The 19,732-nt window shown below is 48.4% G+C and carries 21 protein-coding genes; 7 read left to right on the top strand and 14 right to left on the bottom strand.

Annotated features, from left to right (window positions below):
• The first annotated feature begins 25 nt into the window (after positions 1 to 25).
• The 3 genes from QZ375_RS05210 to QZ375_RS05200 all read left to right on the top strand — a co-directional run bounded on the left by QZ375_RS05210 (position 26) and on the right by QZ375_RS05200 (position 3,090).
• Complete coding sequence (locus tag QZ375_RS05210; protein WP_295216294.1) at positions 26 to 619, top strand: hypothetical protein; 594 nt, start codon at positions 26 to 28, stop codon at positions 617 to 619.
• 122 nt (positions 620 to 741) lie between these two features.
• Complete coding sequence (locus tag QZ375_RS05205) at positions 742 to 1,584, top strand: tetratricopeptide repeat protein (RefSeq protein ID WP_295216291.1); 843 nt, start codon at positions 742 to 744, stop codon at positions 1,582 to 1,584.
• Between the two features lie 117 nt (positions 1,585 to 1,701).
• Positions 1,702 to 3,090, top strand: a complete 1,389-nt coding sequence (locus QZ375_RS05200; protein WP_295216288.1) for a glycine--tRNA ligase — start codon at positions 1,702 to 1,704, stop codon at positions 3,088 to 3,090.
• 490 nt (positions 3,091 to 3,580) lie between these two features.
• Here the strand turns inward: QZ375_RS05200 and QZ375_RS05195 are convergent, their stop codons facing one another.
• The gene (locus tag QZ375_RS05195) at positions 3,581 to 4,468 is read right to left on the bottom strand and encodes a radical SAM protein (protein WP_365728378.1); all 888 of its coding nucleotides are present in this window, start codon (positions 4,466 to 4,468) and stop codon (positions 3,581 to 3,583) included.
• Between the two features lie 185 nt (positions 4,469 to 4,653).
• On the opposite strand from QZ375_RS05195, the gene QZ375_RS05190 reads away from it, so the two are divergent.
• The 4 genes from QZ375_RS05190 (at position 4,654) to QZ375_RS05175 (ending at position 7,053) form a co-directional block, all read left to right on the top strand.
• Positions 4,654 to 5,031 (top strand): helix-turn-helix domain-containing protein, encoded by a 378-nt coding sequence (locus QZ375_RS05190; RefSeq protein WP_295216287.1) that lies wholly within the window; start codon positions 4,654 to 4,656, stop codon positions 5,029 to 5,031.
• 73 nt (positions 5,032 to 5,104) lie between these two features.
• Complete coding sequence (locus tag QZ375_RS05185; RefSeq protein ID WP_295216285.1) at positions 5,105 to 5,338, top strand: TM2 domain-containing protein; 234 nt, start codon at positions 5,105 to 5,107, stop codon at positions 5,336 to 5,338.
• Positions 5,335 to 5,736 (top strand): DUF2752 domain-containing protein, encoded by a 402-nt coding sequence (locus QZ375_RS05180; RefSeq protein WP_295216282.1) that lies wholly within the window; start codon positions 5,335 to 5,337, stop codon positions 5,734 to 5,736. Before QZ375_RS05185 ends, QZ375_RS05180 begins: the two co-directional genes overlap by 4 nt.
• 126 nt (positions 5,737 to 5,862) lie before the next feature.
• Complete coding sequence (locus QZ375_RS05175; RefSeq protein WP_295216278.1) at positions 5,863 to 7,053, top strand: carbohydrate-binding domain-containing protein; 1,191 nt, start codon at positions 5,863 to 5,865, stop codon at positions 7,051 to 7,053.
• 29 nt (positions 7,054 to 7,082) lie between these two features.
• Here QZ375_RS05175 and QZ375_RS05170 read toward each other — a convergent pair whose 3' ends face one another.
• From QZ375_RS05170 to QZ375_RS05110, 13 genes are all read right to left on the bottom strand, one after another.
• Positions 7,083 to 7,358 (bottom strand): hypothetical protein, encoded by a 276-nt coding sequence (locus tag QZ375_RS05170; protein WP_295216275.1) that lies wholly within the window; start codon positions 7,356 to 7,358, stop codon positions 7,083 to 7,085.
• Positions 7,359 to 7,770: 412 nt separating this feature from the next.
• Positions 7,771 to 8,187, bottom strand: a complete 417-nt coding sequence (atpC, locus tag QZ375_RS05165; protein WP_295216272.1) for an ATP synthase F1 subunit epsilon — start codon at positions 8,185 to 8,187, stop codon at positions 7,771 to 7,773.
• A gap of 10 nt (positions 8,188 to 8,197) precedes the next feature.
• Positions 8,198 to 9,589: a F0F1 ATP synthase subunit beta gene (gene atpD / locus QZ375_RS05160; RefSeq protein ID WP_295216269.1), complete on the bottom strand. Its 1,392-nt coding sequence runs from the start codon at positions 9,587 to 9,589 to the stop codon at positions 8,198 to 8,200.
• 178 nt (positions 9,590 to 9,767) lie between these two features.
• A complete protein-coding gene (gene atpG / locus QZ375_RS05155) occupies positions 9,768 to 10,664 on the bottom strand; it encodes an ATP synthase F1 subunit gamma (protein WP_295216265.1) in 897 nt (298 codons plus the stop codon).
• Position 10,665: 1 nt separating this feature from the next.
• The gene (gene atpA / locus QZ375_RS05150; RefSeq protein WP_295216262.1) at positions 10,666 to 12,174 is read right to left on the bottom strand and encodes a F0F1 ATP synthase subunit alpha; all 1,509 of its coding nucleotides are present in this window, start codon (positions 12,172 to 12,174) and stop codon (positions 10,666 to 10,668) included.
• Positions 12,175 to 12,183: 9 nt separating this feature from the next.
• Complete coding sequence (gene atpH / locus QZ375_RS05145; protein WP_295216258.1) at positions 12,184 to 12,687, bottom strand: ATP synthase F1 subunit delta; 504 nt, start codon at positions 12,685 to 12,687, stop codon at positions 12,184 to 12,186.
• Positions 12,684 to 13,172 (bottom strand): F0F1 ATP synthase subunit B, encoded by a 489-nt coding sequence (atpF, locus tag QZ375_RS05140; protein WP_295216345.1) that lies wholly within the window; start codon positions 13,170 to 13,172, stop codon positions 12,684 to 12,686. The genes atpH and atpF overlap by 4 nt, the downstream gene beginning before the upstream one ends.
• A 70-nt stretch (positions 13,173 to 13,242) precedes the next feature.
• Complete coding sequence (gene atpE, locus QZ375_RS05135) at positions 13,243 to 13,458, bottom strand: ATP synthase F0 subunit C (protein WP_295216255.1); 216 nt, start codon at positions 13,456 to 13,458, stop codon at positions 13,243 to 13,245.
• Between the two features lie 19 nt (positions 13,459 to 13,477).
• Entirely contained in the window at positions 13,478 to 13,693 is a 216-nt protein-coding gene (gene atpE, locus QZ375_RS05130) for an ATP synthase F0 subunit C (protein ID WP_295216251.1), read from the bottom strand.
• Between the two features lie 46 nt (positions 13,694 to 13,739).
• Positions 13,740 to 14,474 carry a F0F1 ATP synthase subunit A gene (locus QZ375_RS05125; protein ID WP_295216249.1) on the bottom strand — a complete coding sequence of 245 codons (735 nt, stop codon included), beginning with the start codon at positions 14,472 to 14,474 and terminating at the stop codon, positions 13,740 to 13,742.
• 419 nt (positions 14,475 to 14,893) lie between these two features.
• On the bottom strand, positions 14,894 to 17,404 hold the full coding sequence (locus QZ375_RS05120) for a cellulase family glycosylhydrolase (protein ID WP_295216246.1): 2,511 nt from the start codon (positions 17,402 to 17,404) through the stop codon (positions 14,894 to 14,896).
• Between the two features lie 242 nt (positions 17,405 to 17,646).
• A complete protein-coding gene (locus QZ375_RS05115) occupies positions 17,647 to 18,591 on the bottom strand; it encodes an ROK family glucokinase (protein ID WP_295216242.1) in 945 nt (314 codons plus the stop codon).
• Between the two features lie 18 nt (positions 18,592 to 18,609).
• Positions 18,610 to 19,590 carry a type I phosphomannose isomerase catalytic subunit gene (locus QZ375_RS05110; RefSeq protein ID WP_295216240.1) on the bottom strand — a complete coding sequence of 327 codons (981 nt, stop codon included), beginning with the start codon at positions 19,588 to 19,590 and terminating at the stop codon, positions 18,610 to 18,612.
• Between the last annotated feature and the right edge of the window lie 142 nt (positions 19,591 to 19,732).

Raw genomic sequence — 19,732 nt, 5'->3', positions numbered from 1 at the left:
ACGGGTTTTAAAAGGAGATGAGCACATGAAAAAAACATGGGCATTACTATTTGTGTTCACCTGTATTCCAGCAGCTTTTTCCGGCTGTGGTGACACTGTACCGTCAGAATCTGATACAGCAGACAAAACTACCGCTACAGCAACCACAGAAGCTTACTTCGAAGACCCTGTCACCTATTCCACATTTGACAATTACGCCGATTTTTCTGCTGCTATGGCAGAACAGTACCCACACGTACCACTTTACACGCCCCCAGAAAATGCTGCGGCCTCCTGGACATGGGAGAATATGGTCATTGATACCACTTATTACAGTTACAGCTTCTATGACACAGAACGCCAGCGCAGTGTTTTTCTGGAGATCGGCACAACAACACAATACAATGACGTGCAGGAGCAGCTTGATGAACTCAGTCAATATACCATGGGAAACCCCTTCGATGTCATTGAACAGGAATCAGATTATTATATTGCCTGTTACCCCCAGGACGAACAGTACACATTATATGGTATCATGCCGGAATCCAAAACCGATTATACCCTTATGATCTGGAACGATGACGGCAGTCTGGACACCAAAGGCGATCTCCTTGCGCTCCGAGAGGCATTGGGATTATAAAATGAACGAAACCGTCGCTGTACAGTGCACACAGCGGCGGTTTTTATAATACTCCCTTGACATTGATACACAAATAAGCTACAATAAATGACAGAAATTACGATTGAAAAGGAGAGATATCCATGCGCCACCGGACCATTATCCTCTGGAGCATCCTCTATGCCGTTGTCATCATCATCCTCATTCTTGCCATTGTCCTGCCGGACACCCCGGATCGGCGACTGATTTCCAAAGGGATTGTCACACTGGTGAGCCTGACCGCTGCACTGCTGTTCCAAAGACACCGCATCAAACGCCGCAGCGGTAACGGATTTCTGATTCTACAAACCTACCGAAAGGATTACCCAGAATTCCTGAACACGGCATATCAGAACAACCGCCGCAAAAAGGTTTTGGAACAAGCCGTTCTGGATATGCACTGCGACAAATACGAAAAGGCGATCCGCCGGCTGGATCAACTCGCTGCATACGGTGAAAATGCTGCGGATGACCTGATCACCGTGCTGTATTTCCGTGGACTCAGCCACCAGCTATCGGGAAACTATACAGCATGTGCAGCCGACTGGGAAGAGTTACTACGCCTTCGTGCTGCATCCCCCAGAGTATGGGATGAACTGGGAACGACCTACTTCCGGCTGGATCAGACAGATGATGCCATTCGCTGCTATGAATCCTGCCTCCTCTATGATGCAGAATATGTCTCCGCATACGGCAATCTCGCCACGGTATATTACCTGAAAAAACAGGATCCCCAGAAAGCGATCACATATGCAGAACGGGCAATGGAACTGAAACCAGATCTGTACGCCGTTGCCAGCACACTGGCACTTGCCTGGCGTTCTGTAGGCAATGCAGAGAAAAGCGCCTATTATCGTAACCTTTATGCAGCACACAAAACCGCCGAAGATACTGCCGGACTGGATGCCATGCTGGCAAAAATTCCGATGACAAACAATATTGTGTGAACCTACTGCTAGGGAAAACTGGTATTTCCGTGCTCGCCGCACAGAAAATACTTGACAATTCCCCCATTTTCCGGTACAATATAAAGGATATCATTTTTATATAAGGGAGAATGCAAAATGCTGACCAATGAACAGAAAAGCATGGATAAAATCGTAGACCTCTGCAAGTCCCGTGGTTTCGTATACCCCGGCTCGGAAATTTACGGCGGTCTGGCAAACTCGTGGGACTATGGTCCTCTGGGTGTGGAACTGAAAAACAACATCAAAAAGGCATGGTGGAAAAAATTCGTTCAGGAATCCCCCTACAACGTAGGTCTGGACGCTTCTATTCTCATGAATCCGGAAACATGGGTTGCCTCCGGTCACCTGGGCGGCTTCTCCGATCCCCTCATGGACTGTAAGTCCTGCAAGACCAGACACCGTGCGGATAACCTTATTGAAAACTTCGACGGCACCAATCCTGCCGGCTGGACAAACCAGCAGATGATGGATTATATCCGGGAAAAGGGTATCACCTGCCCCAACTGCGGCAAGGCTGATTTCACCGATATCCGTCAGTTTAACCTGATGTTCAAGACCTTCCAAGGCGTTACTGAGGATTCTAAGTCTGAGCTGTATCTCCGTCCGGAAACCGCACAGGGTATTTTCGTCAACTTCGCTAATATCCAGAGAACTACCCGGAAAAAGCTGCCCTTCGGCGTTGCACAGATCGGTAAGTCTTTCCGAAACGAGATCACACCGGGCAACTTTATTTTCCGTGTCCGTGAATTCGAGCAGATGGAACTGGAATTTTTCTGCAAGCCGGATACTGACCTGGAATGGTTCCAGTACTGGAGAGGCTACTGCAAGAACTTCCTGCTGTCCCTGGGCATCAAGGAAGAAAACCTGCGGCTCCGTGACCACGATCCGGAAGAACTGTGCTTCTACTCCAAGGCAACTACTGACTTTGAATACAAGTTCAGCTTCGGCTGGGGCGAACTGTGGGGCGTAGCAGACAGAACCAACTACGACCTGACACAGCACCAGGAACACAGCGGCAAGTCCCTGGAATACTTCGACCCGGAGACCAACACCAAGTACATCCCCTATGTTATCGAGCCGTCCCTGGGCGTAGAGCGTCTGTTCCTGTCCATTGTCACCGAGGCCTATGACGAGGAAGTGGTCGATGCTGAGAAGAACGATACCCGTGTGGTAATGCACTTCCATCCGGCACTGGCACCTTTCAAGGCTGCTGTTCTGCCTTTGTCCAAAAAGCTCAGCGAAAAGGCACAGGAAGTCTATGCACAGCTGGTAAAGCACTTCCCTGTAGATTACGATGAGACTGGTTCCATCGGCAAGCGCTACCGCCGTCAGGATGAGATCGGCACACCGTTCTGCATCACTGTAGACTTTGAGACTGTTGAAAATGACAACTGCGTTACTGTCCGTGATCGTGATACCATGGAACAGGTACGTATGCCCATTGATGAACTGGTAGACTACCTCAACGGCAAGATGGAATTCTAAGACAATTTTTGATATGACACTTTACAGACGTCCTTTGTGAAAGGGCGTCTGTTTTTTATTCCGACAAGAAAAAAGCACCGGGATTCCGGTGCAGAATACTGTCACAGCATTGACAAGCTTGTCACAATTTGCTATAATAAAAACGCAAAGAGAGCATATCCAAGCGGATACATAATACAAATTATGTATGTGTATAGGCGGTCAAATCCAGCTCCCAGCCGTTGTCACGGTTTTGGGAGGTGATGCTATATGACATTTCTGGAAGTATTAGAGCTTCTGAATTTCATTTGCAGAATCATTCAGATCATGCAGCATAGCGACAAACGGAAATAACCGCCCTCAGCGACCAACTTAGGAGCGGTTATTTCAAATCATCCTATTACTTGGAAGCGACCGCCGAAACGATACTGCTCTCTTTGTCTTTATTATATCAGATTTCCGATGTGTTGTCAAGCACGGAGAATTTCTCTTCACAACTTTAGCCTAAATTTTACAAATGCTTTAAGTTCACTCGATATGCTCTAAGCTTTGTTTCTTCAAATTGCATCAAAATCTGATCAATCTCATTTAACAAGTTTGCCTTGTCATGAGGCAGATCTCCATGCAATTTGAACATATTGGAATCACCCAACGCTGCAAAATGCGTCCGTATCTCAAGTGCTTCGATCAACATACGCATTTCTTTCAGTTTCTCTGTTTCACTCTCTTCATGCCAATTTCCTGACTGTATTTCCTGATATAATTCCGATGATGGGTAAATAGTCAACATAGATGCGCCGACAATTTTTGGATGCAGCTGATTGAAAATCTCAGCTGTTCTGGCCACCCCATCCATACTTTTTCCAGCACCATAAATACCGGTCAAATAAAAAAAGTTATATTCCATATTTGCCAGATCTAGCTTATGACATTGTTCTAAAATATCCCTTGACCTATATCCCTTTTGCATAAAATCAAGTGCTTCATCATCGCCTGTTTCAACACCAATAGTAATCCGATCATAGCCGAGCGTTCGTAAAGCTTTCAGTTCTTCCACACTCTTTCCTGTAATGTCGGTAATTCTTGCAAAACAACCAATGCTCCGAAGCCGCTGTAAATATTGTTTTGCAAGATTAGCTATAGTTTTGAGTTTATCTGTGTGTAGAACAAACGGATTTGCCCCCGTTAGAAAGAGTCGTGTGACATCCGGCATATACCGATATATTTCCTGCAAATCTGCTTCAATCTCTTCCATCGGCGACATGCGAAATTGAAAGGGCACATCCTCATAAAGTGTACAGAACTTACATTTATGATGTGTACAGCCCGCTGTGACCTGAATAAGTGCAGACCACGCCTCATATGGTGGCCGCCAGATTGTTCCTGTAAAGTGCATCATTAATTCCTCCTCACAAAAACAGTAAGCTTACCTGTTGTTTTGATTATAGCATTCTAAGTATAAAAATACAAGTACGATTATTTTATATATATACTTTTCTTTTTGATACATAGTATATTTTTCACTGTACATTGACAAAAATACAAATTCTATGTTATAATGTGCCCAGAATGGAGGGAATGTAAATGTCCGAAAATAAGCACTCCGACAAAAAACAAATTGCCCGATGCGAATCTATGAGCCGTTTACAAGCAGTGATCAGCGGCAAATGGAAAATTCTGATTATTTGGTACATAGCCGTATATCAAGTACAGCGTTTCAATGAACTGCAAAAACGGTTGGATGGCATTACGCAATCCACACTAACAAAACAGTTACGTGAATTGGAAGCAGATGGATTTATCCACCGCTGTGTTTATCCACAGGTACCGCCAAAAGTAGAGTATACTCTGACAGAAATGGGAAACAGATTTGTTCCAATTTTAATGCAGATGAAAGAGTGGAGCGATAACAACCTGCTTGAAACAGAGAACCCTATACAAAAAACAATTGCAAACACGTAATTTTTATAATTCATGTTGCAATTCCCGACAAAATACGCTATAATAAAACTAACCTATCAAAAGGAGCGATCTTATGGCACAATACGTCACTGTTACCAGCGATAAAAGCAAAATTGCTGCATTCATCCTCTGTCTCCTGGGCTTCTGCGGTATCGGCGGGCTGCACCGGTTCTATGTGGGAAAAATCGGCACAGGACTGCTCTGGCTGTTGACCGGCGGCTTCTTCGGTATCGGCACCATCGTGGATCTCATCTGCATTCTGCTGGGTTCCTTCCGAGACAACACGGGCACACCTCTGCGGAAATGAAGCGCCCCACTGCGATCGGCATCAGTCTGGCAGCGCCCCTTTGTATTCTCACCATCATACTCTGCCGGAATGGGATCACTGCACTGGCGGAATCCGCAAGCTTTCCCGACTGTACTTTTCACCGGCTGACAGGATATCTCTGTCCAGCATGCGGCAACACCCGTGCAGTCCTGGAGCTGCTTCACGGACACATTTTCCGTTCCCTTGGGTATAATCCCATGATCCTGACTCTGACGACAGTGCTGGCAGTACTTTATGCAGAGACCGTCTGTCTGGCACTAGAAAAACCAGTACGGCTTCTGCCGAGAAGCAACGCACTGTTATTCACCGTAGTGGGAACTGTTCTGGGATACGATATCATCCGGAATTTTTTCCCGTGGATGACCCTTTGTCTCTGATGCAAACACCTGATAGCTATCCCCATGAGATAAACCATACTATTTTTCAATGTTATTTTCAACTTTCTGCACTATACTGGTATCATGGATTATTTTGACCGATTTCTTTCAGAAAGGATGAATCTAATGTACAACCGAAAACTTTTTGCAATTGCTTGTGCTGCAATTCTGCTTGTCTGCAGCGGCTGCGGCAGCAATGACAGCGGTGAAACTGTCACAATGGATGCCGCCAACAGTTACAGTGATGACGCATCGTCTGCTTCCACAGACAAAGACGATTCCAGCACTGATAGCAAGGAAACCACCAAGACCACAACTACCAGTGATACAGATGACAGTTCTGCTACGACAAAATCCACCCAAACGACTGCCGGTACCACTACAAAAAATGCCATCACCACGATTGCGCCCATCTATCAGAACAACAGCCAGCAGAACAACGGCAATGCAGCGAAAGACAATTCCGGCAGCGGCGGCAATTCCTCATCCGGCGGAGCAGCTGCACCTAAAACAACAACTGCCCCGGTGGAAAATCAGACACCGGCTGCCACAACTGCTGCACCTGTGGAAACAGAACCACCGGAAGAAGTGGATGCTACCATTTACATTACCCTGAACGGTTCCGGTGCACAAGTCAGCGACTCGGCTGCGGTTTCCGTCAGCGGCAGTGTGATCACCATTCTCCAGGGCGGCAGATACGAAGTATCCGGCACGCTGAACGATGGACAGATCGTGGTCAATGCGCCCAAAACGGATAAAATTAATCTCCACTTCAACGGTGTAGGCATCACTTGCTCCACTTCTGCGCCCCTTTATATAATAAGTGCCGACACTTGCACTCTCCATCTGGACAGCGGTTCCACCAACTATGTGGAGGATACTGCCGCAAATGCCCTGTCCGCCTGCATTTCCAGCAAGGATGACCTGACCATTAAGGGCGACGGTCAGCTGACGGTTATCGGCAATAAAAAGCATGGCATCAAATCCAGCAATGACGTGAAGATCAAAAATGGCACACTGAATATTTCCGCAGCAGCCACTGGCATTTACGGCGAGGATAGTGTGCAGATCTCCGGCGGCAATACGGTGATCTCTGCCTGCAAGGACGGCATCAAAGCAAGCAATACCACCGAAGCTGAGAAGGGATTTGTGACTATTGAAGCCGGTTATGTGGATGTACAAAACGCCGCCGGGAACGGTATTGAAGCCATTAGCGGCGTCACCATCAGCGGCGGTGCAGTGAATATCCATTCGGTAAAACGATCTGTAAACTGTGATTATCAGTCCATTGCGGATGGATGTTTGTTTGAATATTGATGATTTCAGGGGCGAACGATGTTCGCTCCTTATTTTTTGAAAACATCCGACAGCGATTTTCCGCTATGAAATTCGTCACATTTCAACAGTGCCGCAGGCGGCAATGAAGTTTTTTGATCCAGCAATTTTTCAAAAATGCTGGCGAGGTCCAGGGCGAGAAGCCCTGGTCGCCGCCGCAGCGGCGAAACATCCTGCGCCGTTATTTTCGGCGTGCGGAGAAAAGGGGTGAGAAAAGCGACAGCTTTTCGAGGGGGGAAGCGAACAAGACCGCTTCCCCCTCTTTGTAAACCTTTTTCAGCATGCAAAATTTCAAAAACGTTCCGGTGGAACGTTTTTGACGCATTCAACTTTCGCCGTAGTAAAATACTTATAAAATACCTAAAAACTTGAAAAATATCCGTTGTAAACGTCCCACCGGGACGTTTACAAAATTATACTTGTTGAAATGTCTTTACAAGGAGGGGCGGTCTTGTTCGCCCCTCCTCGAAAAAGCTGCCGCTTTTTCTCACCACTCTCTCCGTAGCGCAAAAGAATGCGCCGGGGTGTTTCGCCGCCTGCGGGCGGCGACCAGGGCTTTCGCAGCCCTGGATCTGCGCCAGCTGGGCTCAGCTGAACCAGCTTGATGAGCAACTTTTTTCCGAACAGAAACAAAACTGCTCCTTTTTTCCTGTTAATACAACAAAAAACCGCCTTCCCACACCGGAAAAGCGGATTTTTTTATATTTCATGATTATGCCGTTTGGAGATCTTCAACCGGTTCATGGCACGGTTCAGTGCCGCTTGGGTATGATAATACTGCATAATACTCTGCCGGTGGAGCAGCCGTTCCTTGGCACGCTCCGCTGCCTCTGCGGCACGCTTGGCATCGATCTCTTCGGGCAGCTCAATCGCATCCCCCAAAATCAGCACATAATCCCGGCGGATCTCCACAAAGCCCTCACTAATGGCGGCATAATGCCACACACCGTCCACCTGATATTTCAGTTCTCCAGGACTGACCACCGTTACCATAGACACATGCCCCGGTAAAATGCCCACCAAGCCGTCCATGGTCGGGAATACCAGATGTTCAGACGGTCCTACATAGAACGGACGATCTGCCGCCAGGATCTCCAACATAAATGTATTTTCCATGATACATCCCTCACGATTCCTTCATGGTCTGTGCCTTCGCAATTGCCTCATCAATGGTTCCCACATTAAAGAACGCATTTTCCGGCAGTTCATCCATTGCACCTTCCACAATCATCTTGAATCCGCGGATGGTCTCCTTCAGCGGCACATATTTACCCGGCGTACCGGTAAATACCTCTGCCACATGGAAGGGCTGAGACAGGAACTTCTGAAGCTTACGGGCACGATAAACTGCAATCTTATCATCCTCATCCAGTTCTTCCATACCCAAAATGGCAATGATATCCTGCAATTCCTTGTACCGCTGCAATAGTTCCTGTACCTCTCGTGCCACACGGTAGTGCTCTTCGCCTACCACATCCGGCTCCAGAATACGGGAAGTGGACTCCAGCGGATCCACCGCGGGATAAATACCCTGCTCCACGATCTTACGGGACAGTACCGTAGTGGCATCCAGATGGGCAAATGTCGTTGCCGGTGCCGGGTCTGTCAGGTCATCTGCCGGCACGTAAACTGCCTGTACAGAAGTAATGGAACCGTTTCTGGTGGAAGTGATACGCTCCTGCAATTCGCCCACTTCGTTTGCCAAAGTCGGCTGATAACCAACGGCAGAGGGCATACGTCCCAGCAGCGCTGAAACCTCCGAACCTGCCTGTACATAACGGAAAATATTGTCAATGAACAGCAGCACATCCTGATGCTTTTCGTCACGGAAATATTCCGCCATGGTCAGACCAGTCTGCGCCACACGCATACGGGATCCGGGGGGCTCATTCATCTGACCGAATACCAGGGCAGTCTTTTCAATAACGCCGGATTCCTTCATTTCGTTCCACAGGTCGTTACCCTCACGGGAACGCTCACCTACACCGGTGAAAATCGAATAACCGCCATGCTCTGTGGCAACGTTGTGGATCAGTTCCTGGATCAGGACTGTTTTTCCCACACCTGCGCCGCCGAACAGACCGACCTTACCACCCTTTGCATACGGTGCCAGCAGGTCAATGACCTTGATGCCGGTTTCCAGAATTTCCACTACCGGGCTCTGATCCCGGAAGGAAGGTGCGGCACGGTGGATGGGCCAGTGATCCTGTGCATCTACCTCACCTGCCTCATCAATGGCTTCGCCCAGTACGTTGAACATTCTGCCCAGGGTCGCTGTGCCCACGGGAACGGTAATGCACGAACCGGTGGCGGTAACTTCCATATCCTTGGCAAAGCCCTCCGTAGACGAAAGGCTGATACAGCGGACAATCCCGTTGCCCATATGCTGCGCCACTTCCATGACACAGGTTTTTCCGCCGTTATCTACAGTGAGCGCATCCTTGATCATGGGAAGCTTTCCCGGAAAAGCCACATCAATAACCGGCCCTAAAACCTGTACGATCTTTCCTTTTTCCATACAATTGTCCTTTCTAGCGGCGGCTTCGCCCTCTAAAAATTTTTGCTTTCTTGTATGCTGATAAATGAATATTTGCCTAATCAATCGGGACATTTGTAGGGGCGGATATCATCCACTCGCAGATTTGACATTTGCAAACGGAATCACAGACGAACAATGTTCGCCCCTACAGTCTGCCTTACAGTTCCGCAGAACCTGCGCCGCTGACAACTTCGGTGATCTCCTGTGTGATCTCCGCCTGACGTGCCCGATTATACTGAAGCGACAGCGCCTGAAGCATATCCTTTGCACTGGTGGTAGCGGAATCCATAGCGGACATTCTCGCCTGCTGTTCGCTGCAGAAGGATTCTACCATAGCACCATAGATCAGACCCTTCATAAAGTTGGGGGTCAGATGTTCCATTACAATATTGGGGGTGGGAAGAAATTCTGCCTCGTGGTGCCGTACTACCTCGCCCTCTGTCTGCACAAAATGTTCGGCATCCAGGGGCAGCAATTGTAAGATCTTTGGCTCATAGGCAATGGAGGAAACCATATCTGTAAAGATAATATACAGATCATCCAACTTTTCCTCGTCAAAGGCTTTCAGCATCTGCTCCGCAATACGGCGGGCACGGTACAGAGTCGGATTCTGGGGCGTATACACAAATTCCGGATCTACATCCAACTCTCCGGCACGTGCTTTCCGCTGGAAGTACATGCGTCCCACATTGCCCATAATATACAGGCTGCTGTGCTTGCTGGACGCCATCCGTTCCTCAGTCATCTTAATGATATTGTGATTATAGGAACCGCACATGCCCTTATCTGCGGTAATGACAATATAACCCACCTTGCGGTCTTCTGGTGCGATATGCTCACGCCGATCGAAATAACGCATGTCAATATCTTCCGGTGCACGGGACAAAATACTTCGCATGGCATAAACCAGTTTGTTGAAATAGGGCTGGGTCGCTGCCAGGTCTTTCTTTGCCTTCTTGAGCTTTGAAGAAGAGATCAGATACATGGCGTTGGTGATCTTCATGATATCATTGATGCTCTTGATCCGATCCCGGATTTCACGCATGTTGCCCATATCAGTTCACCTGCTTCTTATAGGTGCGAACCAGATCCAGCAGCTGTTCCAGATGTGCATCGGACAGCTGTCCTGTCTTTTTGAGTGCGGATACCACATCTGCGCCGTTTGCCTCCACATAGTTGGTGAGACCCTCACGGAATCCGCGGAGATCGCTCAGTGCCACATCATCCAGCAGCTTGTGGGAAGCGGCTGCCAGGATAACAACTTCCCTCCACATGGCAAGGGGATGATAGAGAGGCTGCTTCAGCAGTGCCATCAGCACGTGACCATGATCCAGCATTGCCTGTGTAGCAGGATCCAGATCGGAACTGAACTGGGTAAATACTTCCATTTCCCGGAACTGTGCCAATTCCACACGCATCTGACCGGCAACCTTTTTCATTGCCTTTGTCTGTGCAGCGCCGCCGACACGAGATACCGACAGACCCACGTTTACTGCCGGACGCATACCAGCGTTGAACAATTCGCTCTCCAGGAAGATCTGTCCATCTGTGATAGAAATGACATTTGTCGGAATATAGGCAGAGATATCGCCTGCCTGGGTCTCAATAATGGGCAGGGCTGTGATAGAGCCGCCGCCGTGGGCATCGTCCAATCGGCAGGAACGCTCCAACAGACGGGAATGCAAATAGAATACATCTCCCGGATATGCCTCACGCCCCGGCGGACGGTGGAGCAGCAAGGACATGGCACGATATGCCACAGCATGCTTGGACAAATCATCATAGACAATGAGCACGTCCTTGCCCTGGCTCATGAAATACTCTGCAATTGCCGTGCCTGCATAGGGTGCGATATACTGCACCGGTGCAGGGTCGCTGGCAGAAGCGGACATCACAATGGTATATTCCATTGCGCCGTTCTTTTTCAGGGTAGAAACGATCTTTGCAACTGTCGAAGACTTCTGTCCGATGGCAACATAAATGCAAATCACGTCCTGTCCTTTTTGGTTTATGATCGTGTCTACAGCAATAGAAGTTTTACCCGTCTGGCGGTCGCCGATGATCAGCTCACGCTGTCCCCGTCCGATAGGGAACATGGCATCAATAGAGAGAATACCAGTCTGAAGGGGCACGGTAACAGATTTCCGCTGTGCCACACCTGGGGCTTCATGCTCAATGGGGAAATAGTCCTCTGCTGTCAGCGGTGCACCGCCATCAATAGGCGCTCCTAATGCATCCACGACTCTCCCAACCATCTGCTGACAAACGCCAATGCCGGCACGCTTTCCGGTACGAACTACAGAAGTACCCTCTGTGATGCCATAATCGCTGCCGAGCAAAACAACACCAATGGTCTTGGTTTCCAGATTCTGTACGATACCTCGTATGCCAGTCTCAAACTCTACCAGCTCTCCGTACATGGCATGCTGCATACCGAATACCGTGGCAATGCCGTCGCCCACACGGACAACTGTACCAGTCTCCTGTACGCCGGACTTCCGATCAAAGTCCTCGATCTCGCTTTTTAAAACAGATATAATCTCACTTGCATTTATGGTACTCATGTCTTACCCTCACCTCCGTATCAGGCTCTTCCGCATGGACTTCATGGAAGAACACACGCTTCTGTCATACGTTTCATCTCCCACATGCAAGACAAAGCCTCCCAGCAGTGCCGGATTCTGCCGCAGCTCCAGCTGCACCTCCGGCTTGCTGGTTTTTGCGCAGATCATCTGCTTCATCGCCGACAGCTGCGCATCCGTCAGCGGCGTCACATATTCCAGCACGGCATGGGCACACTGCCTCTGCCGGCGTTCCAGTGCTTCAAATTCCGAAAAAATATCCAACACGCTGTCGATCTGACCGTTGCGGCAGACCACCTTCAGAAATGTCCGCAGTGCTTCGGGAAACACCCGGTCGATGACCCCGAATTTTTCCGTCTCAAGGATCGTGGGGTTAGACAGAGCGTCCATCAGCTGAGGGCATCTTTCAAAAGCATTTCTGGCATCCGGCACCGTCTCCGATGCCGCCGGCAGAGTCAGCAGCACTGTGGCATAGGATGTCACTGCCTGTTTCATTCGCCTGCCCCTTCCTCAGAAAGAAACGCATTTACAAGCTCCCGGTTTGTCTCGTCGTCCAGCTGCTTTTCCATAAGCTTCGACGCCGCTGCCAGTGCCAGATCGGCGATCTCGCCCTGTACACCTTCCAGCGTGCGCTGGCGTTCCCGCTCGATCTCCTTCTGCGCCTCTTTCAGCATCGTATCTGCCTGCTGCTGTGCCTGGGCAGTGATCTCACCGCTCTGCACATGGGCATTCTGTTGTGCCGTCATAATGATCTCTTTTGCTTCCTGCTTGGCATTGCGCAGGGTCTCTTCATAATCGCCCTTGAGCTGTTCTGCCTCTGCGGCATTCTGCTTCGCCTGATCCAAATCTGCCTGCACCATTTGAGCACGTTTTTCCAGAATAGCGTTCACTCTGCCGAACAAGAACTTTTTCAGAAAGAAAAACAGCACCAGGATATTGATCACGGAAAACAATATGGTCCAAATATCAAAATCTAACATATCCACATTCACAGCCTTCTTGCAAGAAAGCCGTGCTCCTTTCTCCTGGATTTTCAGAAAATGCCGTTTCTTACTTCATAATGATCATCATCAGTGCAATGACAAAGCCATAAATTGCAGTAGCCTCTGCCAATGCACAACCCAGCAGCAGCGCCTTATTGATTGCACCTGCCGCCTCCGGCTGTCTGGCGATGGCTTCCGTAGCCTTTGCGGTTGCATGTCCAATCCCAAATCCAGCACCAATTCCGGTTAATACTGCAATAGCAGCTCCAATTGCGACACCCATTTTCTGTTCCTCCTCATACTTACTTCATGATAATCATCATGAGTGCAATAACAAAACCATAAATTGCGGTGGCTTCTGCCAGCGCACAGCCCAGCAGCAATGCCTTATTGATTGCACCTGCCGCCTCCGGCTGTCTGGCGATGGCCTCTGTTGCTTTTGCCGTTGCGTTGCCGATTCCAAATCCTGCACCGATACCAGTCAATACTGCGATAGCAGCTCCGATTGCTGTTCCCATGGTAATTTCCTCCTCATACCATCCAAAATAACTGTTTGAAACGCCGCTATACCTTTTGCGGCAAGGGAGTTTCTTCTTCTGTTTCTATGCCCTCTGCCATAAATAGCGAGGTCAGGAAAACAAAGACATACGCCTGGATCAAACCGTCAAAGACATCAAAATACATACTGAACACCATTGGGGCTATCAATCCACAGACATGTTCGATCAGCTTCATGACAACAAATGCACCCAACACATTGCCAAACAGTCGCATGCAGAGTGAAAGCGGACGAATGGCAAGTTCCATGATATTGATTGGCAGCATGATCGGCATTGGCTTAAGAAATGATTTGAAGAAACCACCCAACCCGCCTCTGGCACGAAATGTTGCCGCTTCGATCAATATGATGCTCATCACTGCAAGGGCTGCCGTCACATTGATGTCCTTTGTGGGCGGTTTGATACCAAACCCGAACATGCCGATCATGTTCGCAATGGCCAAATACAGGAACACCGTGCTCAGATATGGTACATACCGTCTGCCGGCTTTCCCCATATTGCCTTCAAAGAAATCGGTGACCCAGGTAACAGCAAATTCTACCAGTGCTTGTCCCTTTTTCGGGACGATCTCCATCTTTCGGGTCAGAACCAGTACCAGCACCATTACGACTGCCATGATGAACCAGGTGATCACCACAGATTCACTGATGTGAATGGGTCCCAGTAACGGCACGTCAAAGGGACTCGTCCACACAATATTGGTTTGCAGCTGTTCCTGCAGCTCTTCGCCCATTGTCATTTACAACCACCACCTTTTCTTCACGCCCGAAGGAAAATCCGCTGCAAAAAGCAGTTTTTCTCTCTGCTCCGGGACAGCGGCGTTCACGCCGTTGTTTCTATTATTATAAGCCCAGCAGGCAAAAAAGTCAATCCATTTTCCATATGATTTCTATTAGATTATTCTGTCGATTTTTTGTGCTTTTCACAAATTGTCATCACTCTTTTGAAAAATGTTAAGTATCCGACGGATAAATTTAATTTTCAAAAACGCATCTATGGTTGAAGCTTGAAAAGCAACGTTTTTTCGGATTACCTATCAATTTTCACAAGTTTCAAAGTGGGAAACACAGATTTTTTTACAACATAAAAATGCCGAACCTGTATCAACAAGTTCGACATTTTTATGCTTATCACAAAAGCAAAAATTTCAATTCAAAATTATTCAGCCGACGGAAGTGCATTTACCAGATGTACCAAGAACTTCAACAGAATGATCGCATCACTGTTATCCAGGTCACCGCTTGCATTTGTATCTGCATTCAGTCTCTGCTGATCATTCGGCTTCACCTGACCAGCTGCAATCTTATTCAGCAGTACAGCATCTGTGATATCTACTCTGCTATCCAGATTTACATCGCCGTAGAATGCATTGGGATCGCCGCTTACGGTTGTGCCAGTGGTGGTAGTAGTGGTTGTTTCAGAAGATGTTTCTGTTGTTGTCGTAGTAGTTGTTGTGGTCGTTGTTTCAGAAGTGGTTGTGGTTTCCGAGCTGGTAGTCGTTTCGATGTTTCCTCCAGGCAGACCAGAAACTGTAAACTGGATCTCCAGGATCTTTGTCAGTGAAACCTCAGAACCATCGATATCCTTTACAGACGGGTTAGTCCATGTGTTCAGGACATTCCGTCTCAGGCTGACACCGTCATTGCCATAGGTCAGAGAACCATCTGTCGGACCAGTATAAGGAATCTCTACGCCATCCAAAGAAACCTTGTCGATTTTAAATTCAACACCGCAATCCTTGACACGATCACTGCCGTCATAATCTTCCGGCAGGAACTGATATACGTTAATGTCAGAATCCAGGATCAAGCACTCAATAGAACCTGTACCATCGCCCTCCGGAAGCACATAAGATGCAGTATAGCTGCCATTACCAGTAATGGCTACTGGAATAACGCCATCAGAATCTTTATCCCAGAACTGATACGTACCAGCCTGACCAGCAGCCCATACCCAGCCGTAAGGTTCGATATCAATATGGGTAGTTGCAGTAGTTTCCGTTGTGGTTTTAGAAGAATCCGTGGTAGCAGTTGTACCAGAGGTAGTGGTATCTGTAGTGTCGCCGTCTACATAGAAGAAGTTATCAAAGATCAGTGTAACATCTACATAAGACCAATCTACAGTACCGCCGGACGGATCTGTCCAGTCATACCAATGACCGATCTTCAGATAGTCCATATCCATAGGACCTTCATACTTGTTGCCGTCCTCATCTTCTGCAACAGTGGTTGCCGGGATATCTACTGTCGTAACAGATTCGCCGACCACGAAGCTATACGGCTGATATGCCCAGTGATATTCGTCGTTTTCATCCACAATATTGTACTGTACTGCACCGCCGGTACCATAAGAGGACTTATTGCCGGAGATGGTGTAGTTGATTACAACGGAAGAAAGGTTAATGCCCAGATCCTTGTACGGTTTCAGGTCGATAAGCAGGTCACCGCTGGTGGATTCCGGATCTAGAATTTCAGACGCCTGGAAAGTCAAACGATCTGTCTTTTCCTTACCCGGATTGACAGGACCATCATTTGCGATCTTCGTAAAAATCGCCTGAATGTTGCTGTCGAACCAGCTGAGTGACTCACGGTTAAACAGCGTGATCGTTCCGGAATTCGAGTCATCCCATACAATCGGGCAGACACCATCCATATTATATGCTGTAGAAGCAACTGCTTCCAGGAACTTTTCAATGGATTCCTGATCCTTATTATACGGCGTCTTATTGATGCCGTATTTATCCGCATTGCAGACACCGTATTCGCCGATCACAACGCCTACGCCCTTGTCTGTAAACTTTGTTTTCAGCTTGTTGAAATCGTTTTCAAGAACCGTATAATCAGAAGATGTGCCCCATGTCTCACGATGCCCCCAGGAAGATGTGGTATCTGCTACACAGAACGTAGACGGTTCATAATAGTGTACCGATACTGCCAGCATATTGGAGGAATCTGTCGGCATAGAAAAGCTGTCGGACAATGCCTTTGCGGTATTGTTGCTGTCTGCGGTACAGATGAGCAAACGATCGGCATTATTACCGCCGGAAGCACGAACTGTATCCACGAACGCCTGGTTATAAGTCATGGCATCACTTGTGGAGAATCCGACTTCATTCATGCCTTCAAATACCAGATGTTCGTCATAATCCTTAAAATAATCTGCGATCTGAGCCCAGAGCTTCTTAAATTTGTTCAGCTGAGAGGTGTCCTTCTCCCACTCCTCATCATGATGTGTATTGATGATCGCATACATATCGTTATCAATACAATAATTCACAACCTCTTTTACTCTGGCAAGATATTCATCACCAACAGTTCCATCAAAGGCACTCATATTCGCAGTACCGGACTTGCCAGTCATGTCCCACCAGGTGACAGGAATGCGGACAGTGTTGAAACCGGCCTTCTTGATCTCCTTGATCATGGATTCCGTGGTGACCGGGTTGCCCCAGGCGGTCTCGATTTTTGATGGTGTCAGAGAGGAATCCCAGGTGTTGGTGCTGTCCAGAGCATTTCCCAGATTCCAGCCCAGTCCCATATCCTCTACCAGCTCAATGGCGTTCATATCTGCTGCTGTTGCAACAGATACACCAGCAGACAGTGCAGTGGTCATAGACACACCGATGGCTGCCGCAGTTACCGCGCTGAGCAGTTTCTTCATAAACTTCATGGGTATCGAACTCCTTACTTAAAATATTATCTTTATTGTACCACTTTTTGTGCACGCTGTCAATAGATTTTGCCTTCATTGGTTTATATTTTTTGGGGAAAATAGCAAACTGCACAAAATGCGATTTCCACATTTGTACACAATGTTGATAAAAGAGCTGTTACAGGAACAGCAGATTCCCGGTCTACACCGTTTCATCTGACACGAATCCTGCAACAGCTCTTTGCATATGTATCTCCGAATCAATCCTGCGCATTGCCCAGGAATGCCGCACCGATGATACCAGCATCATTGCCCAGTTCTGCAATGACGATCTCCGTATTCTTCTCGGAATTCCGGGTATAAACTTCACGCTTTACGATTTCCTTCATAGGAACCAACAGCGGATCGCCCTCATTGCACACACCGCCGCCGATGCAGAGTACATCCGGCTGGAAGATGTTGATGGTATTGGTGATGCCGGCTGCCAGATACTTGATGTAATCGTCCACAACCTGCTTTGCTGTCGCATCGCCGGCACGCATGTAGTTGAAAGCAGTTCGTGCGGAAATGTGCTCCTCGTTCTTCATAGCACTGTCAGGATTGGCTTCCAATGCCTCCTTGGTCATGCGCACCAGACCAGTTGCGGAAGAGAACACCTCAAAGCAGCCTTTTCTGCCGCAGGTACACTGAGGACCATCTACAGCGATCACAGTATGACCGATCTCTGCACCGCCGAAGTTGGAACCGCTGTAAATTTTGCCGTCGATGACGATACCGCCGCCTACGCCAGTGCCCAGTGTGATGCAGACTGCATTCTTTGCGCCCTTTGCTGCACCGGCAACATATTCGCCGTAAGCTGCTGCATTGGCATCATTTTCAATGAAAGTCGGCTTGCCCAACGCTGTTTCCAGATACTTCACCATAGGTGTATTGTGGAAGCCCAGGTTGTTGGAATACTCAATAATGCCCGTAGCGCTGTTTGCTACACCAGGTGTGCCAACGCCGATCCACTCGATCTGATCCATGGTCAGACCTGCCTTTTCCACAGCCTCCTGAGAGACCTTTGCCATATCTGCGGCGATCTCCTCCGCCGGACGGGGCAGATTGGTCTTGACGCTTGCCTTTGTGAGAATCTCATAGTTCTCGTTTACCACACCAGCAACAATATTCGTTCCGCCCAGATCAATTCCAATGTAATACTTCATAAGTCATATTCCTCCTATTTATTTCAAACGGACAGGCTTGTCCATTCTCGTCACAATAAACTGACAATTCCCGGTAACTTCATACTTCCCCAGTCCTGCCGGGAGCAGTACGCTGTCACCCTTGCTGATTTTCGCTGTACCAGCGGCAGTTTTCAGAACGCCTTCACCAGTCAGCACCAGCAGATGGTGGAATGTCTCTTCGCCTACGGAAAATGCCGTTGTTCCCGACACATTTACCACATCCGAGGCAAAATAATCGCATGCCTCCAGTTTCCGCACTGTACCGCCAGGGATATTCTGTGTCGGATACTGCACAGTCGGTGCCGTGGTGCGAAGATTCGTGACATCCAGCGCCTTTTCCACATGCAGCGGTCTCAGCTTGCCGTCTGCACCTCGTCTGCCGTAGTCATATACTCGATAGGTGGTATTAGAATTTTGCTGGATCTCCGCCAGAAGAATTCCTGCACCGATGGCATGAAGCGTGCCGGAGGGAATAAAATACAACTCCCCAGGCTTCACCTCCACCCGGTTGAGAATTTCCGTCAGGGACTGATTCTCAATACGCCGGGCAAATTCCTCTTTGGAAACCTCCCGGTTTACGCCATAATACAGCGCCGCACCTGGTGTACAGTCCACAATATACCACATTTCCGTCTTGCCCGGTTCACCCTCTGCCGCCATGGCATAGGCATCGTCCGGGTGCACCTGGATGGACAGATCCTGTTTGGCATCAATAAGCTTAATAAGTACCGGAACAGTCTCGCATCCGGCACAATTCGTACCCAAAAAAGCTGTGCCGTATCTGTCCACATATTCCTGTAGATCCAGTCCGGCGTCTGCACCGGAACGCAAAATGCTGCTGCCATCCTTGTGGCACGCCAGTTCCCAGCTTTCTGCAATTTTATCGGCATCACTCACCTTGCCAAACTCTTCCCGCAGACGGTTTCCGCCCCAGAGATAGTCCTTGCAAATGCCCTGTAAAAAAATCGGTTCGATCATATTTGTTGTCCTTTCTGTTGGAATCGTCACCCATCTATTGTCTCAGTCAAGTAATATTTGAGAACACAACTTTCCCATCTCCCAAAAGGCTGCCTGGCAAGCTGGTCCAGCTGAGCACAGCTGGCGCAGGTCCAGGGCTGCG

The organism is Ruminococcus sp. (assembly GCF_019417665.1).
GTDB lineage: Bacteria > Bacillota > Clostridia > Oscillospirales > Ruminococcaceae > Ruminococcus_C.
The sequence above is the reverse complement of the archived record's forward strand: the minus strand, read 5'-3'. Positions and strand labels throughout refer to the sequence as shown.

Coding starts and splice junctions, on each gene's coding strand:
- QZ375_RS05195 (WP_365728378.1), bottom strand. CDS start 4,468: ATGATGCACTTTACAGGAACAATCTGGCGGCCACCATATGAGGCGTGG.
- QZ375_RS05210 (WP_295216294.1), top strand. CDS start 26: ATGAAAAAAACATGGGCATTACTATTTGTGTTCACCTGTATTCCAGCA.
- atpG (WP_295216265.1), bottom strand. CDS start 10,664: ATGGGCAACATGCGTGAAATCCGGGATCGGATCAAGAGCATCAATGAT.
- atpF (WP_295216345.1), bottom strand. CDS start 13,172: ATGTTAGATTTTGATATTTGGACCATATTGTTTTCCGTGATCAATATC.
- atpA (WP_295216262.1), bottom strand. CDS start 12,174: ATGAGTACCATAAATGCAAGTGAGATTATATCTGTTTTAAAAAGCGAG.
- QZ375_RS05180 (WP_295216282.1), top strand. CDS start 5,335: ATGAAGCGCCCCACTGCGATCGGCATCAGTCTGGCAGCGCCCCTTTGT.
- QZ375_RS05200 (WP_295216288.1), top strand. CDS start 1,702: ATGCTGACCAATGAACAGAAAAGCATGGATAAAATCGTAGACCTCTGC.
- atpE (WP_295216255.1), bottom strand. CDS start 13,458: ATGGGTGTCGCAATTGGAGCTGCTATTGCAGTATTAACCGGAATTGGT.
- atpC (WP_295216272.1), bottom strand. CDS start 8,187: ATGGAAAATACATTTATGTTGGAGATCCTGGCGGCAGATCGTCCGTTC.
- QZ375_RS05120 (WP_295216246.1), bottom strand. CDS start 17,404: ATGAAGTTTATGAAGAAACTGCTCAGCGCGGTAACTGCGGCAGCCATC.
- QZ375_RS05115 (WP_295216242.1), bottom strand. CDS start 18,591: ATGAAGTATTACATTGGAATTGATCTGGGCGGAACGAATATTGTTGCT.
- atpH (WP_295216258.1), bottom strand. CDS start 12,687: ATGAAACAGGCAGTGACATCCTATGCCACAGTGCTGCTGACTCTGCCG.
- QZ375_RS05110 (WP_295216240.1), bottom strand. CDS start 19,590: ATGATCGAACCGATTTTTTTACAGGGCATTTGCAAGGACTATCTCTGG.
- QZ375_RS05185 (WP_295216285.1), top strand. CDS start 5,105: ATGGCACAATACGTCACTGTTACCAGCGATAAAAGCAAAATTGCTGCA.
- QZ375_RS05175 (WP_295216278.1), top strand. CDS start 5,863: ATGTACAACCGAAAACTTTTTGCAATTGCTTGTGCTGCAATTCTGCTT.
- atpD (WP_295216269.1), bottom strand. CDS start 9,589: ATGGAAAAAGGAAAGATCGTACAGGTTTTAGGGCCGGTTATTGATGTG.
- QZ375_RS05125 (WP_295216249.1), bottom strand. CDS start 14,474: ATGACAATGGGCGAAGAGCTGCAGGAACAGCTGCAAACCAATATTGTG.
- atpE (WP_295216251.1), bottom strand. CDS start 13,693: ATGGGAACAGCAATCGGAGCTGCTATCGCAGTATTGACTGGTATCGGT.
- QZ375_RS05190 (WP_295216287.1), top strand. CDS start 4,654: ATGTCCGAAAATAAGCACTCCGACAAAAAACAAATTGCCCGATGCGAA.
- QZ375_RS05205 (WP_295216291.1), top strand. CDS start 742: ATGCGCCACCGGACCATTATCCTCTGGAGCATCCTCTATGCCGTTGTC.